Source organism: Lonsdalea quercina subsp. quercina, from assembly GCF_000688695.1.
Taxonomy (GTDB): domain Bacteria; phylum Pseudomonadota; class Gammaproteobacteria; order Enterobacterales; family Enterobacteriaceae; genus Lonsdalea; species Lonsdalea quercina_D.
This window is the reverse complement of record NZ_JIBQ01000009.1, coordinates 1-17,259: the sequence shown is the minus strand read 5'-3', so window position 1 is coordinate 17,259 and position 17,259 is coordinate 1. Positions and strand designations below refer to the sequence as shown.

Genomic DNA, 17,259 nt, shown 5'->3' with positions numbered 1-17,259 from the left:
AATGCTGGCAACCATTACTGATTATAAACAACGCATTACGCTGATTCAGAATAGCGGTATCCAGTTTCTCGATTTCGCGATAAAACTTAATTCTGAGGCAGACATTGCCAACCGGTTTATCCGCAAGAGCGCCAATGGCCCTCTCCTGCGGTTGATTTACAACGAAAACAACGGCAAGTTCGTGCTGCCGGGCGAAACAAACGTATTGCCGGAGGCGGTCAACCCCGAGTCGAACTTCACGGTGAAGCAATCATTGAGCCTGCTGAGCCAGGCCTGGCTGCCGCTGCCGTTCTTCCGCTTCAACCCGCCGCGTACGTTCCTCGGCGGTCCCTATAACTGGGCGCGCGTTCAGGTTCTGGAGTTAGACGAGCCGGATGACGACGGCAATACGCATCGCATCTGTCTCGCCTTCGACACCAAGGTTTATCCTGAAAGCCATGAATATGAGTCGTTGGCGCCGAGCGAGAACGACATCAATACCGGCAGAAACTATACGCTGGCCTACCACAGTGATGAGCTTTACGAGTTTCTGGATATGACCTGGGTCGACGGCTGGCTGCGCGAGACTTTTTCCCAGCAGGCCGCGAAACGGGAGCGCCGTAAGCCGCATGAAATTCGGCAGGGTTTACGCGACTTCGAATATCAGGCGCATTTCCTGAATCTGCTGGACGTCCTCGGCAACCAGCTGGAAATCCCCGAGGTGCAAATCACGGCCAGTACGTTGCAGGAGCCGGCCGTCAACGTCGACCTGATCCTGGATGTGGGCAACTCGCACACCGCCGGTATTTTGGTAGAAGACCATGCGGACGAAAGCAATGGGTTGAAGCAGACCTATGAAATGCAGATCCGCGATCTGAGCGAACCCCACTATCAGTATAATGAGCTGTTCGACAGTCGCGTGGAGTTCGCACAGGCCAAATTCGGCAAACAGAATTTTTCCTATGAAAGCGGTCGCGAAGACGCTTTTGTATGGCCGTCCATCACCCGTGTCGGACGCGAGGCCAGTCGTATGGCGCTGCAGCGTCAGGGAACGGAAGGCTCCAGCGGTATCTCCAGTCCGCGTCGCTATCTGTGGGATGAAGAACCTTACATGCCTGGCTGGCGTTTTGGTCAGCCTGTGGGCACAGCCCAGCAGGAACCGTTGGCGACGGCGATGCCGTTGACCATGCTGGTCAACGACGAAGGTCAGCCGCTGTTTAACCTCCCTTTGGACGAGCGACTGCCGGTATTCGCGCCCCACTACAGCCGCAGCGCGGTCATGACATTCATGTTGTCCGAACTGCTGGCGCAGGCGCTGATGCAGATGAACAGCGCGGCGCAGCGTCAGAAAATGATCCACGCCAACGCGCCGCGTCAGCTGCGCAACATTATTCTGACCCTGCCCTCGGCAATGCCGAAGCCGGAGCGGGAAATCTTCCGTCGCCGCATGTATGAAGCCATCGGACTGGTGTGGAAAGCCATGGGCTGGCACCCGGCGGATGAAGACTTCCACACGTCGCAGGATAAAGCGCTGAGCCGCGTTCCCGTGCCGGAAGTACAGATGGAATGGGACGAAGCAACCTGTGGCCAGATGGTGTATCTGTATAACGAAGCGCAAGTGAACTTCGGCGGCCGTGCGGAAGCGTTCTTCGCCAGCATGGCGCGTCCCGACAAAGAGCTTGCGGACGATGAGCTGCCTGGCAAAACGCTGCGCATCGCCTCCATTGATATCGGCGGCGGCACAACCGACCTTGCTATCACGCAGTATTGGCTGGACGACGGCGTCGGCAGCAATGTGAAGATCATTCCGCGTCTGCTGTTCCGTGAAGGGTTCAAAGTCGCGGGCGACGATATCCTGCTCGACGTCATTCAGATGTACGTCCTCCCCGCGCTACAGGCTGCGCTGAAAAAAGCCGGCATGACCAGCCCGGAAGGCGTGATGACCCGCCTGTTTGGTAGCGAAGGCCGGATGGACGGTCAGTTGACGCTGCGTCAGCAGGTGACCTTGCAGCTGTTCATCCCGATCGGCCAGGCGGTGCTGGAGGCGTATGAAAACTTTGATCCGCTGGATCTGAATGCGGAGATCGACGCCACATTCGGCGAGCTGCTGAGCCAGCTGCCGACGCAAAAAGTCCTGGATTATGTCAACAGCGGCGTGCAGCGAGAGCTGCCGGAAGAAGAAGTCGGCTTCGATATTCTGCAGGTGCCGCTGGTTCTGCGCTTAAGCAAGCTGCACGCCGAGTTCCTGTCCAACCGCATGAGCATCACCCAGCATCTGCGTCTGATGTCCGAAGTCGTCTCGCTTTACGCCTGCGACGTGCTGTTGTTAACGGGGCGCCCTTCGCGCTTTCCCGGTATTCAGGCCCTGTTCCGCCATCTTCAACCGTTGCCGATCAACCGCATGCTGTCTTTGGATGGTTACCACACCAGCGACTGGTATCCATTTAACAAGCGCGGCCGGATCGACAACCCGAAATCGACCGCCGCGGTGGGGGCCATGTTGTGCCTGCTGGCGCTCGACCTGCGTCTGCCGGGCTTCTATTTTAAGGCGGGCGATTTCCAGCCCTATTCGACCGTGCGTTATCTGGGAATGCTGGACAGCAGCCAGGCGTTGACCACGGATAATGTTTATTACAACGATATCGATCTGGATGTCCCCGACTTCAGCCTGCGCGAGCAGCCCGGTTTCGACGTACGCGGATCGTTGTGCCTCGGTTTCCGTCAGTTGGATAACGACCGCTGGCCCGCGTCTCCGCTGTACTCCCTCTCGATTGTGGATCCCGAACTGGCAAGAAAAGTCGCGGGCGACAGCGTGCTGCATGTGCGTCTGGACGTTGTCAAAGGCGAAGGCCACGACACGCCGGAGTGTTTCGAGATTGCCGAGGCGATTCTGGGCGATGGCGAACCGGTGCCGCCGCAACATCTGAAACTCCGTCTGAATACCCTGGCCAGTACCGGCTCGGGCATGACTCATTACTGGATCGATAGCGGGAGCGTCTTTAAGAAATGAAACCATTAACGCCCAAACAACTATCGAGCCGACTAAGTCGCCAGCTGCAGTCCGTTTCTCAGGGCGTCGACGAAGCGATAGCCTGGCTGGACGATACGCGGCGCAACGTACCGCGTCTGGATATGGAAGCGGATCGCCTGAGCATCAAGCTGCGCAGCAGCCGCAATCAGGCGCGCGACCTGATGGATTCCGCGACCAAAGAAATCGCGATGGGCTTTTTCGGCCTGTCGCAGGTGGGCAAGTCATACCTGATTTCCTCTCTGGCCGCCGGTGAAAACGGTCGGCTGGAAACCAGCGTCGGCGGATTGACGCTGGACTATCAAAAGCATCTCAACCCGACGGGCCAGTCTTCAGCATTTGTGACCCGCTTTACCCGTCAGGCAGAAGGTAAAAACACGCCGAACCCGGTTCAGCTGCAACTGCTCAATGAAGCGGATATCGCGCGGATTATGGCGAATGCCTTTTTGTATCACCGTCGTACGCCGGCGAATGAAGAGCTGGATGAGCAGCACATCGCCGAGCACCTGAAAATGCTGGCGATGCACCGGCAAACCACGCCGGTGCCCGGTATGGACAGCGACGACGTGGTTGCGCTATGGGACTATCTGGTGCGTCACGACGCCAAGCGTCAGACGATCCTGGCCGGTCAGTTCTGGCCGACGGCGGTCGAGTTAGCGCCGTTCCTAAGCGCAGACGATCGCGCCAGCTTGTTCTCTCTATTGTGGGCCGAACAGGCCGATATCACCGCCGCCTACCGCTACTTCGCCTATACGCTGCAACACCTCTCCAGTGCGCGAAAAGTATTAGCGCCACTCAGCGTACTGGTCGACGAGAGCATGCACGCCGACGGCGGTATCTTGAATGCCGGTCTGTTCGATCGTCTGAACAGCCCGGCGGACATGAGCGTTCAGGTGCGTCCTATTGTGGGCGGCCGAGCGGCGAAAACCGTCGAGCTGTCTCTGGCGGAGCTGATGATGCTGACGGCGGAGCTGCAAATTCCGCTGCTCAACGCGCCGCGTGAAACGCTGTTCGAACAGGTCGATTTGCTGGATTTCCCCGGTTTCAGTCTGGTGAACGACGAGCCGGATGAGGACGAGGAGGAAGACTTTAGCCGTCCGTTACGGAGCGCCCCTCACCCGCTGGCGCAGACCCTGCTCTATGCTAAACGCGCCTACCTGCTGGAACGCTATACCGACAGTCAGGAGATGAACGTGCTGTTGGTCTGTACGGCCGCGGCGGGTAAGCAGGATGTGAAGACGGTCGGTAAAGCGCTGGACTACTGGGTACGTCATACTCAGGGTGAAAACCCGCAGGTCCGCAGCCGCCGTAAACCCGGATTAATATGGGCGGTCACCAAATTCGACCGTCGTTTCACCCACGGGCATAACAACGACGAAGCGGTTCAACGCTACGTCGGCAATCCCGGCGATGCGTGGGGAACGATGCTGGCGCTGGACAAGCGCGGCGTGAATCGCATGGCGGCCTGGTTGGATGCGGAAGTCCGCCGTGAGGTGAAACTTAACCGCGTCAACGAACAGTTGAGCGAGTTGCAGCGTGAGCTGACCGAGAATCTGTTGGGTAGCTGGTATCAGCCCACCGGTGCGGATGCGCCAGCGAAAAAGCAGCAAATCGCCGAGTCGATGCTGAAAGCGTTGCAGACGCGTACCGGCGTTCACGGCGAGATGTTGGAGCGCCTGTTGCCGTCGCGCGATGAGCTGCGCAGGCTGTATCTGCAACAACAGGAGCCCTCTTCGCGCGGTTATAACGCGTATCCGGACGATCTGGACGCCGTTGCGCCGCCTGCGAGCTATGAGCCTTTCGGCGTCGGATTGGAAATCGATCTGTTTAGCGATGAGCCGGTCAGCGAAACACCTAAAGACACCGAAGAGCCAGAGACCCCTGAGACGGATATCGCAGACAGTCAGGGATATGAAGCCGAGTTCGCTCGCAGCGTCTATCGCTACTGGATCACGCACCTGCGTAATTTGCCGGAAAACGACGCTATTATCGAACTGCTCGGCGTGGCCCGTCCTACCATCGAAATGTTGGTGGAAGAACTGATCACCGCCGGAATTCGTCTGAAAATCGAAGAAGAGCTGCTGACGGTCTTGGTGAACGCGGAGCAGTTGGATCTGAACCGTGAAAATAAAACCGACCGACAGGTCTCTCGTGCGCTGACCGTGCTGGGCGACTTCGTCGCCTGGCTGGGCTTCCAGCGGGTGAAAGAGGCGGATCGTCCGGAGAGCCGGGTCAATAAAGGGCAGAAAATCTTCGCTCGTCCTGAAAAGCAGGCGGGCAGTTTTGGCGCAGCGCAGCGGTTGACGCGCCTGTCCGTGACGCCGACCAACAGCACGGCCTATTACATCTACGACTGGCTGATCGGTTTGAACGAAACCATTATCCGCAATGCGGGCTATGCCGCTGGACGGGATATTAAACCGAAACAGCGCGAGCGTCTGGGTCATGTCCTGGCGCTGATCAAGTCCGACGCGTAAACCTGCCGACACCGCACCTGATGACATCAGATGCGGTGTTTTTTCCCCTTTCATCTTCTTCCTTGCCACATTTGCTACGCCCTTTTCTCCCTTCGCCCTCAACCGACGCTGCCACGGACAAGGCGACCTTCCGTTCCGAATCACACCCTCGTTAACAAGCAAGATCCTGCGTCGTAAATGCGCGGCGGACAAAAAACGATCCAGATCAATGTCTTTAGAAAAACCTGACAAAAACCATACAAAATCCGCATGGATTGTGGCCTGATCGAGAGAACGAAATAAAACAAAGCCTTCTTTGCGTGAACCCTTTTTTCACGACTCACACAGCAAAAAAAAGAGATTGCCACCATGAATTTACACGATCACGCTTGTCAGCTTCAGCGGGAAGCCCACTTCAAGGTTAATGGATTTGTCGAGCTCGACAGTCGACTCACGTTGAGCCAAGAACTGGAAGATATGCGTACGTTGCTGAAAAAGGCGATGGTGCTGGAGCACGCGGTCATCCCCCCTTACCTCACCATGCTTTACACGCTGAATGACGAAAGCGATCGCTGGATATCGGACGTTATTCGCAGCGTCGTCGTTGAAGAAATGCAGCACCTGGTGCTGGTCGGCAACCTGCTGAATGCCGTGGGCGGAACGCCGCAGGTCAACTCCCCCGATTTCTTGCTGGACTATCCTGCACCGCTGCCGTTTGGCATCGATGACCTCGAAATTCAGCTGCACGCATTTTCCCCTCACGCCGTCCATCAGGCGATACAGATTGAATACCCGAAACCTATCCGGCCCGGGATCGTGGCAAATCATGTCTGTAGCGATATGAGCATTGGCGAGTTTTATGTTTACATCGAATCTCGCTTGCGGGCGGCGGTGAAGACCTTCGGTGAAAAAGCCGTTTTTTGTGGCGATGCTAATCGCCAGATCGCCCCTGAACATTTCACGTGCGGCGCAGGCAACAACATGATCCCGGTATACGATCTGAACAGCGCTATTAAGGCGGTCAGAGCTATTTTTAATCAGGGTGAAGGGTCGCCGAACGAGCGCTTGCAAGGTGGTGATGGTGAGATAGCGCACTACTATCGGTTTAATGAAATTTACTGCGGTCGGCGTTACGTGTCTGACGACACCCTCGCGAGCGGACCGTCAGGCGTAAAGCTGTCGACGGGATGGGACCATGCCGTCAAAACCCATAGCGGATTCAAAGTCTGCGACTATCCCGCTGGCGATGCACAGGCGGCGATCGTTCGCTTTAATCGCCGCTACTGCGAATTGCTGGAACAGCTGCAACAAGGATTATGCGGCAAACCACAAAAGTTGATGCCCGCGATGGCCTCCATGCAGTTGCTGCGGGATGACTTCCGACATATCGTTCGTATGCCGTATCCCGGTGACAGCGGTTACTCTTGTGCCCCGACGTTCGAATACACTCCGTTAAAAGTGACAGCGTCACCGATTATAGTGCAGGACGTTAGTTTCAACAGCAATCAAAACACCTTGAATACGCTGATGCAGGCCTATGCTTGCGGCAATGTACGGAAGGCGGTCGCGTGTATGAGCGAACACATCGTCTGGGATATCTCCGGCCCCATCGATGTTCCTTATGCGGGCGTCTTTTATGGGCATGACGGCTTCAGCCGTTATTGGGCGCTAATGGAACAAACGGTTGAGTTCAGCAGTATTGGCACTCAGAACGTGTTTTTCAGCGGCAACGAAGCGATGGCCTACGGCGGTGAACAAGGTATCACCAAGACGACGCGTGTGCCTTACCGCTACGACTGGGCGATTCGCTACGAGTTTGATGAAGATCATAAAGTGGTGCTAATGCGTCAGTACTTCAATCCGATGCGGATCCAGGCGGCGTTGGCGGCGCCTCGTACGGGCGGCGAGTCGGGCTGCTAAGCGAGGAAAAGGCCGTAAGTCTGTACATCAGACCACGGCCAGTCGCGATTATTTTGCCGGCAGCGCATGCATTTTATCGCTGATTTCGAGCACCAGTTTATCCTGAGCCGCGACGGCGTTAGGCAAGACGGCGGCATCAGTGAACGTCACCGGCTGCACTTCCATAATCCGCCCCTGGATGTAAGTCGCACACAGGGAGTGCAACACCTGCTTGTTTAGCATTGTTTGAAGACAGCGGATGGTTGACCCGTTGCTGCTGGTCAGTGTCCGTTTCTCCGGCTGGATCCGCTGGCGCAGCATCTCTTTTTCCGCGCTGGCGATGACGGCATCCACATCGGCTTCCTTATCGGCATGCGGCGTTTCACCGCTGGCATTGACCGGTAACGTGTACAAAGAGATCAGCGCTTTGCGGTTCGTCGTCGCCTCGATGTNCTCCGCATCGATAATATGGTTAGTTGTGTCCGTATTCAGGCTGCGCCGCATCAAACCGTTGATCGTATCCGGTAGCGCAGACGCCAGCGTCTGTGACGTATAGCCCTCGATCATGTCTGCGTTGGCGTCTTGCGTCTGACCCATAACCGGCATCGTCAGCAGCACGGCGGCGGCGATATAACGGGCCCGAAATTTCATCGGCATAGCTTCATCCCTATTTCTTCATTAAAAGTGAATGTTTTGACTCAATAGGTTCTTATCGGCTGTATTTCCAAATTCTTTTCTGTCGCGCTTTCGTTTGTGCTAAAAATCAGCAAATTAAGGAAGGCAAAGAAACGGCCATGAAACCCGCTCCAGCCGGCGCCTCATCACCGATGATCTAACCATAGTCAAAAAGTGGCGCCGATAGTATGCTCGTTGAGCAATTCATCTTTCTGGGGAGCCGCGATGCAAACATTTCTACTCGATAAAATCGCCACGCCGATTGGGGAACTGATGGTTGTTGCCGATGAAAATCATCGCCTGCGTGCGCTCGAATGGAGTGAATTTGAGGGGAAGTTGTACCGTACGTTTGAACGCCGCTACCGCGACTCGCCCGTGCGGCTGGTTCCCAGCGTGAATCCCGGTGGCCTCAGCGACACGCTGCAGCGCTATTTTGACGGCGAATTGACGGCGATCAATTCGCTCCCGGTCGCCGGGGCGGGAACCGAATTTCAGCAGCAGGTGTGGAAGGCATTGCGGGATATTCCATGCGGATCCGTGATGAGTTATGGTCAGCTCGCTGCCCTGATTGGACGCCCGTCGGCATCGCGCGCTGTTGGTATGGCAAACGGCGCGAATCCCATCTGTATCGTCGTACCGTGCCATCGGGTGATCGGTGCCGGAGGGGCGTTGACCGGGTATGCCGGTGGGATCCAGCGTAAGCAATGGCTACTAATACATGAAGGTTACTTATCATAGCTATGTGTAATTGACCGGGTAACATTTTCACATCGGCTTATACCTTCGCCCCCAGGGCTTAACGCGCGGTTACCAGTCATTAACATTTTTGAACTCTCAGAGCGTGATATTCACTCATCTTGGGTGTCTGTGGTCTTATCAGTGACCTGAAAAGCTGTTAAAATTGACCAATGTCAATTATCGCCAGAGCAAAACCTATGATTCCTGAAAAGCGCATAATCCGACGCATCCAGTCTGGTGGTTGCGCAATCCATTGTCAGGATTGCAGCATCAGCCAACTCTGCATCCCCTTCACCTTAAATGAGCACGAGCTGGACCAGCTCGACAACATCATTGAGAGGAAGAAACCGATTCAGAAAGGACAAGCGTTATTCAAGGCCGGCGATGAGCTGAAATCCCTCTACGCCATTCGCTCTGGAACGATTAAAAGCTACACGATTACCGAACAGGGCGACGAGCAGATTACCGGTTTTCATTTGGCCGGCGACTTGGTCGGTTTCGATGCCATTGGTAATTCGTTGCACCCGAGCTTTGCGCAGGCGCTGGAAACGTCGATGGTCTGCGAAATCCCCTTCGAAACGCTGGACGACCTGTCTGGAAAAATGCCCAATCTGCGTCAGCAAATGATGCGTCTGATGAGCGGCGAAATCCGTAGCGATCAGGACATGATCTTGTTGCTGTCGAAAAAGAATGCGGAAGAACGTCTGGCGGCGTTTATCTACAACCTGTCACGACGTTTTGCACAACGTGGCTTCTCTCCTCGCGAGTTCCGTCTCACGATGACTCGCGGCGACATCGGCAACTATCTTGGCCTGACGGTCGAAACCATCAGCCGTTTGCTGGGCCGCTTCCAAAAAAGCGGGACGCTGGCGGTGAAAGGTAAATATATCACCATCGAAAAAATCGAAGCCTTGGCCGAACTGGCCGGAACCGCTCGCCAGAAAATTTAATCTCCCCTGCCGAATCAACGGTTGTTATCAATTATTGATTCGGCTCCCATCATCAGTTGTCCAAAATAATTTTCTTGGGGTACTCTTATTTATACAGGCTGCGAATCGTCAGCCGAAAGGAGGACCTATGGCGAAGTATCAGAATTTACTGGTCGCTATTGACCCTAATCAGGATGACCAACCGGCACTGCGTCGCGCCGTGTATTTGGTGCAGCGGCTTGGCGGCCGTATCAAGGCGTTTCTGCCGATCTACGATTTTTCTTATGAAATGACGACGCTGCTGTCTCCCGATGAGCGGACGGAGATGCGGCAAGGCGTTATCGCTCAGCGAACAGAATGGATTGCTCAGCAAAGTCAGTACTACCGCGATATGGGCATTCCCATCGAAATTAAGGTGGTCTGGCACAGCAAGCCATTTGAAGCCATTATCCAGGAAGTCATCACGTGCAAGCATGACCTGTTGCTGAAAATGGCGCACCAGCACGATCGATTGGAAGCGGTCATTTTTACACCGACCGATTGGCAGCTGTTGCGCAAATGCCCCTGTCCGGTCTGGATGGTGAAAGACCAGCCCTGGCCTGACGGCGGACAGGCTTTGGTGGCGGTTAACCTGGCGAGTGAAGACCCCTTGCACGATCCCCTGAATATCAAATTAGTGTCCGAAACGTTGGATCTTGCCAGACAGGTCAATCAGACCGATGTGCATTTGGTGGGGGCCTATCCGGCGACACCCATTAATGTCGCCATCGAGCTGCCGGACTTTGACCCCAGCGTGTACAACGACGCCATTCGCGGCCAGCACCTGTTAGCGATGAAGGCGCTGCGGCAAAAATTCAGCCTCGATGAGCGTCTGACTCACGTCGAAAAAGGATTGCCCGAAGAAGTGATCCCTGATTTGGCGGAACATCTGCAAGCGGGTGTCGTTGTTCTTGGGTCTCTGGGGCGAACCGGTTTGTCCGCGGCCTTTATCGGTAATACTGTCGAGCATGTGATCGATCGTCTGAAATGCGATTTGCTGGCTATCAAGCCGGATGATTTCGTTTTTCCCTTGGCCTCAGGCGAGAATGACGACGATACCGCCTCAGAATTGAATAGCGTGCAGTAGCGAAACAGTAGCGAAACTATCGCTTCAAGCGGGGCGCAGAACGTTGGGCGCCCCGCTTCCCCCTACCGTCCCTACTCGCCTGACTCATTGAAAACCCCGAACATATTTCACATTGCATATCTCTCGTTGCAATAGTTGCCCTGCCTGAGTCCACACGCCAATGACCAAATGCGTGGGCGTACGACGTTATGACTAGTGTAAGTGTTTATCGTGTGTTGGCGGGCGAATCAGGGAGCTTTGTGAGAGAAAAAAAACGCCGCGCGAGGCGGCGTTGGGTCAGCCAAAATGAAAAGCTTAAAGCGCTTTTAGAATGGCTTCGACGCTGGCTTTGGCATCGCCAAACAGCATCTGTGTGTTTTCTTTGAAGAACAGCGGGTTTTGCACGCCGGCATAACCGGTGTTCATCGAGCGTTTAAACACAATGACGTTGTGCGCTTTCCACACTTCCAGAACCGGCATTCCCGCGATGGGGCTGTTCGGATCTTCTTGCGCGGCCGGGTTAACCGTATCGTTGGCGCCGATAACCAGCACGGTGTCGGTGTCGGCGAAATCATCGTTGATTTCATCCATTTCCAACACGATGTCGTAAGGCACTTTGGCTTCGGCGAGCAGCACGTTCATGTGGCCCGGCAGACGTCCAGCGACCGGATGGATACCGAAACGAACGTTGATGCCACGTTCACGCAGCTTGGCGGTAATATCGTGAACCGGATACTGAGCCTGTGCGACGGCCATGCCATATCCTGGAGTGATGATGACAGAACTGGAGCCTTTCAACAGCTCAGCAACCTCTTCCGCCGTGGTTTCGCGGTATTCGCCGACTTCCTCACTCTCCGAAGAGACCGCCCCGTCCGTACCAAACCCGCCTGCGATGACGCTGATAAAGGAGCGGTTCATCGCTTTACACATAATGTATGACAGGATCGCACCAGAAGAACCGACCAGCGCACCGGTGACGATCAAGAGGTCGTTGCTCAGCATAAAGCCAGCGGCGGCGGCGGCCCAACCTGAATAGGAGTTCAGCATGGAGACCACGACCGGCATGTCCGCGCCACCGATGGACGCGACCAAATGCCAGCCAAACACCAGCGCGATAGCCGTCATCAACAGCAGAGACAATACCTGCAGGAAACCACTGCCTGTATTCACGAAGACCAGCAGTAGCAGGAAAGAGACTACCAGGGCCGCCAGATTCAGTTTGTGGCGGTTAGGCAGCATCAGGGGTTTGGAAGAGATAGTTCCACGCAGCTTTCCGAAAGCGATGACGGACCCTGTGAAGGTGACCGCACCGATAAAGATGCCCAGGAAAACTTCGGTCATGTGAATGTTGACCAGGACAGGATCGGTAATTTCACCGTGATCGATGTAGCTGTTAAAGCCGACCAATACCGCGGCAAAACCCACGAAGCTGTGCAGGATCGCGACCAGCTCCGGCATTTCCGTCATTTCGACTTTGCGCGCCAGATGCACGCCGATAGCGCCGCCGATGGCCATTGCTACGATGATCCATCCGACGTTATCAGCATTTGGCCCCAAAATGGTCGCCAGCAGCGCAATCGCCATACCGGTGATACCAAAGATGTTCCCTTGTTGAGAGGTTTCATGTTTGGATAACCCAGCAAGACTGAAAATAAACAATATGGCAGCGACGATGTAGGCTGCCGTGACTAATCCACCAGACATCCTTGACTCCTTAATTCTTGCGGAACATTTTCAGCATGCGCTGAGTGACGGTGAAACCACCGAAGATATTGATGCTGGCAACCAGTACAGCGATAAAGGAAAAGAACGACACCCAGCCGCCATGCCCTATCTGCAACAGCGCCCCGACGACGATGATGCCGGAGATGGCATTCGTCACGGACATCAACGGCGTATGCAGCGCGTGACTGACGTTCCATACCACGTAGTATCCGACCACGCAGGCCAGCGCGAACACGGTGAAATGCGACAGGAACTCCGGCGGCGCCACGTTGGCTAGCCAGCCGAACAGAACGATAGCCACCGCGAGGATGATGTATTTATTCCACGGAGAGGCCGGTTTTGCTTCCGCTTTCTTCGGTGCGGCGGCAGCAGGTTGAGCCTGCTGAGGCTGAGCGGAAACCTGAATGGGAGGTGCTGGCCAAGTGATTTCACCGCTTTTCACGACGGTAACGCCGCGAATCACGTTATCTTCAAAGTTGACGTCAATGTCGCCATTCTTCTCTTTGCACAGCAGCTTCAGTAAGTTCACCAGGTTGGTGCCGTAAAGCTGGGAAGACTGGGTCGGTAAACGGCTTGGCAGATCAGTGTAACCGATAATTTTGACGCCGTTGTCGGTGACCGTAACCTGATCGGCCACCGTCAGTTCGCAGTTCCCGCCGGTTTGAGCGGCCAGGTCGACGATGACGCTGCCGGGTTTCATGCTCTCCACCATCTCTTTGGTGATGAGTCGTGGTGCGGGTTTGCCGGGGATCAGCGCGGTGGTGACAATAATATCCACCTCTTTCGCCTGGGCGGCGAACAGCGCCATTTCTGCTTTGATAAAGGCCTCGGACATCACTTTGGCGTAACCATCGCCGCTGCCTGCTTCTTCTTCAAAGTCTAATTCCAGAAATTCTGCGCCCATGCTGCGCACTTGCTCTTTCACTTCCGGACGCGTGTCGAAGGCGCGAACGATAGCGCCCAGGCTTCCTGCTGCGCCGATAGCGGCTAGCCCGGCCACGCCCGCGCCGATGACCATCACTTTTGCCGGGGGAACTTTACCCGCTGCGGTGATTTGTCCGGTAAAGAAACGGCCGAATTCATGGGCGGCTTCAACAATCGCACGATAACCGGCGATGTTGGCCATCGAACTCAGGGCATCCAGCGACTGTGCGCGTGAAATACGCGGCACGGAGTCCATCGCCATGACGGTCACCTGACGGTCGGCCAGTTTTTTGAGTAATTCAGGGTTTTGCGCGGGCCAGATAAAGCTGACTACGGTGCTTCCTGCGCGAGTCAGTGCGACCTCGTCATCGTCCGGCGCATTCACTTTAAGGATAATGTCACTCTGCCAGATATCCGCTGTATCCAGGAGTGTCGCGCCTGCTTGTTCGTAAGCGGAATCTTCGAAGCTGGCCAGTTTTCCTGCCCCACGTTCTATTGCTACCTCGAAGCCCAATTTCAGCAGCTGCTCCACCGTTTTCGGCGTTGCGGCCACGCGGGCTTCATTGGCTAGCCGTTCTTTTGGTACACCAATACGCATACGGAATCCCTTTTCGCTCATATTTAACGAAGGTTGTTATAATGATTTACCTGAAGAATTATTTACCGCGTAAGTTCATACCCTCGAACTTTTCGATAAATGCCGTTATAACCTACTGAAAATGGAAGTAATGATCCACTCGTAAAATAATTTTGGTCTAAAACCCCGGGAAGGGCGAGTCAAACCACGATTTTTCGCGGCCGATGCTCCCAAAACCCTATGTTCCTTAACATAATTGTCAGAGAATTATTTTCGATTGGTTCACAAAATCAGCCAATAGTCGCGGTTATTGGCGGGGAATGCTGATAAAAAACTGTGATGATTGGCTTAGGTTTATCAGTCGTCTTTATTTTCTCGTTTGCCCTCCGCTTTCCGGTCGATGATTCGGTGACGACCTCGGCTTTAAAATGCTGAAGCACTGGGGATTATTACGTGACATAATCGGCGGCTAACACACAGTGTGCCTATTTGAATCAACCGTATTGCGTCAGGCGAAAGGATTTTTTTATGAAGCTGAGAACTCGCGTTATTGCATCCACCCTCCTCTCCATATTAGCGTTTTCCGCGCAGTCTGCGCAGGAACTGACTCCGGAAAAAGCGGCAGCCGTCAAACCCTTCGAACGTATTACCTTTATGGGTCGTTACAACGCCATCTATGAAGCTGCTGCGGATGCGTCTAAACGTGCCGACGAAAAAGGCGCGGATGCGTTTTACATCCAGAGCACGGCTGAGGTTAATGGCGGTCGTTGGGCGGTGACGGTTGACCTATACCATAATGATGCACCCAAAGTTTCCGACGTCACAACCTATCGCGAATTCAGTGGCGTAAAAGAGCTGCCAAAAAATGAGGCGTCGCAGTTGGAGCCTTTTGACACGGTTACCGTCAGCGGCTATTTCCCGACGCAGCTAGACGTTGCGGCGGCGATTGGCGAAGCGGCCCGGCGTAAGTCCGCTTATTCATTCTTCATCGTTCGTCAGGTTGATATCAACTCCCGCGGCAACAGCCAAAACATCACCGCATTCATCTACAAAAAAGATGCGGCTAAACGCCGTGTTCAAAGCCCGGATGTCATCCCTGCTGACTCCCAGGCCGGTAAAGCGGCGCTGGCCGCAGGCGGCGAAGCGGCTAAACGCGTGGAAATCCCTGGCGTGGCGACCTCTTCCAGTCTGAGCGGCAATGTCGGCAACTTCTTCCAGACGCAATCCTCCACCGTGGGTCCGCGTTATACGGTGACGACAAAAGACGGCAATCGTATCCAGGAACTGAACAACGCGACGGCGGCACAGATGGTGCCATTTGACTCCGTGAGCATTCGTGGTCGTTTCAGCACGCCGACGGAGATTACCGAAGCCATCGCCAAACGTGCCGCTGATAAAGGCGCGAAGTACTATCACATCACCAAGGAGTGGCAGGACAACGCCGATCGCTACACGATTAGCGCCGACCTCTACAAATAACGCTCTCCTGACGGGATATCGGCTATTAGTCGGTATCCTGTTGCTTTGTCCCTCTCAATACCCATCGAATTATCGGCATCGTTTTTAGATAAAAAAGCAGCGCGACTTTGATTTGGCTTCGGTAATACGTAAAACCTGGCGACATCACTTAATAATTGTGAACTATAAAGTGCGATAACAATGATGCAAAAGCATGATGGACTTCCTGAGTCGGATGAACGTCATCATTGAAAAGATATTGCGGGGAAATATTAAGATCTGGGTCTTTTTCTCCTGGAATATGAACATAGCCGTGTTTGGTGTAGGCATGGGTTGTATCATAATTTAGTTGGCGGGCAACATTTTTTATATTTTCGAATGCAGACGCCGTATCGAAAAAAAAGATTTTTTCTTCGTCATTTTGTTCATTCAATATTTCGATGTTTTTTTTCAATAATGAATTATGTGCCAAGGTGATATCTTTAAACTTGCGAATATGAGAAGACCGCTGCCCATATGGCGTTGTAGATAAATCCGGAATGCCCATAATAAGAATATTTTTAAGGCCCGCTTTGAGTAACTTTGTCACATCATCTATCTGCTTTTCCACCACCTTTAATATGTTGTCCTTGTGCAGTGTCATGTAATCGTTGGCCCCTATAAAGAAGATAGAAAGATCTTTTGGGGACGGTTGATAGGATTTGATTTGTGTATCGAGATTCGACAAAAAATCTCCGCATAGATTAAAGAGAGAATAACTCGCCGACGTACTTCCACCTTCCGCAAAGTTGATGATGGGCTTTTTTAGAAACGCAGGGGATGATAGGTACTCGCTCCATGTGAATCCATTTGTGAACCTGCCCTCATAGTATTGATGATAAGACGGTAGAATGTGGTGCGTCTTTTTGAACGCCCGCTGTTCAGAGTCGGATAAACTATCCCCAAAAACAATAATCCTGTCGATGTGACTCAAATCGCACTGCATTTCAGTTCGATATAATTTCTGTATGAAGTGGTCAACTAAAACTGGCCACCGCTTTAGAGTTTTTCCAGTATCGGTTTTCCGATTCGTTTGGTGGTAACCCTCCGTTATAGTCGTGTGGCCTGAGCGCACTGTAATACCCAACGATATAGTCCGTTATTGCACTGGTAGCATCGCTGAAGCTTGTGTAACCAGTCACCGGCACCCACTCGTTCTTCAGGCTTCTGAAGAAGCGCTCCATCGGACTATTATCCCAGCAGTTTCCACGACGACTCATACTCTGCCTGATCCGGTACCGCCACAGTGACTGCCGGAACTGCCTGCTTGTGTAATGGCTGCCCTGATCGCTGTGGAACATCACTCCGGCTGGTTTGCCGCGAACTTCCCACGCCATTTCCAGCGCTTTGATGGTCAGTCTGCTGTCCGGTGAGAACGACATTGCCCAGCCCACCGGTTTCCTCGCGAACAGGTCGAGAAAAACGGCGAGGTATGCCCAGCGCTTACCTGTCCAGATATACGTCACGTCGCCACACCACACCTGATTTGGTTCTGTGACAGCGAACTGACGCTCAAGGTGGTTCGGGATGGCAACATGCACCTGACCACCACGCTTATATCTGTGTGTGGGTTGCTGACAACTGACCAGCCCCAGTTCTTTCATGAGTCTGCCAGCAAGCCAGCGCCCCATCCGGAAGCCTCTGAGCGTTGCCATTGCGGCGATACTCCTTGCCCCAGCAGAGCCATGGCTGATGTTGTATAGTTCCTGGACTTGACTGCGCAACAC

General features: G+C 54.1%; 10 protein-coding genes and 1 pseudogene. 7 read left to right on the top strand and 4 right to left on the bottom strand.

Going from position 1 to position 17,259, the window contains the following annotated elements; genetic code table 11:
- Position 1: 1 nt before the first annotated feature.
- From SB13_RS09385 to uspE, 6 genes are all read left to right on the top strand, one after another.
- Positions 2-2,989 carry a virulence factor SrfB gene (locus SB13_RS09385; protein WP_026740104.1) on the top strand — a complete coding sequence of 996 codons (2,988 nt, stop codon included), beginning with the start codon at positions 2-4 and terminating at the stop codon, positions 2,987-2,989.
- A complete protein-coding gene (locus SB13_RS09380) occupies positions 2,986-5,484 on the top strand; it encodes a putative virulence factor (protein WP_026740103.1) in 2,499 nt (832 codons plus the stop codon). The genes SB13_RS09385 and SB13_RS09380 overlap by 4 nt, the downstream gene beginning before the upstream one ends.
- A 348-nt stretch (positions 5,485-5,832) precedes the next feature.
- Positions 5,833-7,383: a ferritin-like domain-containing protein gene (locus tag SB13_RS09375; RefSeq protein ID WP_026740102.1), complete on the top strand. Its 1,551-nt coding sequence runs from the start codon at positions 5,833-5,835 to the stop codon at positions 7,381-7,383.
- An 879-nt stretch (positions 7,384-8,262) separates the two neighbouring features.
- Entirely contained in the window at positions 8,263-8,775 is a 513-nt protein-coding gene (gene ogt / locus SB13_RS09365; RefSeq protein WP_026740101.1) for a methylated-DNA--[protein]-cysteine S-methyltransferase, read from the top strand.
- Positions 8,776-8,972: 197 nt separating this feature from the next.
- Positions 8,973-9,725 (top strand): fumarate/nitrate reduction transcriptional regulator Fnr, encoded by a 753-nt coding sequence (fnr, locus tag SB13_RS09360; RefSeq protein WP_026740100.1) that lies wholly within the window; start codon positions 8,973-8,975, stop codon positions 9,723-9,725.
- Positions 9,726-9,852: 127 nt separating this feature from the next.
- The gene (gene uspE / locus SB13_RS09355; RefSeq protein WP_026740099.1) at positions 9,853-10,830 is read left to right on the top strand and encodes a universal stress protein UspE; all 978 of its coding nucleotides are present in this window, start codon (positions 9,853-9,855) and stop codon (positions 10,828-10,830) included.
- A gap of 294 nt (positions 10,831-11,124) precedes the next feature.
- On the opposite strand, the gene pntB is transcribed toward uspE, so the two are convergent.
- Positions 11,125-12,513: a Re/Si-specific NAD(P)(+) transhydrogenase subunit beta gene (gene pntB / locus SB13_RS09350; RefSeq protein WP_026740098.1), complete on the bottom strand. Its 1,389-nt coding sequence runs from the start codon at positions 12,511-12,513 to the stop codon at positions 11,125-11,127.
- 10 nt (positions 12,514-12,523) lie between these two features.
- Positions 12,524-14,056 carry a Re/Si-specific NAD(P)(+) transhydrogenase subunit alpha gene (gene pntA / locus SB13_RS09345; protein ID WP_026740097.1) on the bottom strand — a complete coding sequence of 511 codons (1,533 nt, stop codon included), beginning with the start codon at positions 14,054-14,056 and terminating at the stop codon, positions 12,524-12,526.
- Between the two features lie 507 nt (positions 14,057-14,563).
- Between pntA and ydgH the strand changes: the two genes are divergently transcribed.
- The gene (gene ydgH / locus SB13_RS09340) at positions 14,564-15,514 is read left to right on the top strand and encodes a DUF1471 family protein YdgH (protein ID WP_026740096.1); all 951 of its coding nucleotides are present in this window, start codon (positions 14,564-14,566) and stop codon (positions 15,512-15,514) included.
- A 148-nt stretch (positions 15,515-15,662) separates the two neighbouring features.
- Here the strand turns inward: ydgH and SB13_RS09335 are convergent.
- Together SB13_RS09335 and SB13_RS09330 are read right to left on the bottom strand one after the other, a co-directional pair.
- Positions 15,663-16,502: pseudogene (locus tag SB13_RS09335) on the bottom strand (SGNH/GDSL hydrolase family protein); the annotation flags it as partial.
- A 7-nt stretch (positions 16,503-16,509) separates the two neighbouring features.
- A partial coding sequence (locus SB13_RS09330; RefSeq protein ID WP_026740095.1) for an IS3 family transposase occupies positions 16,510-17,259 on the bottom strand: 750 nt, incomplete at its 5' end.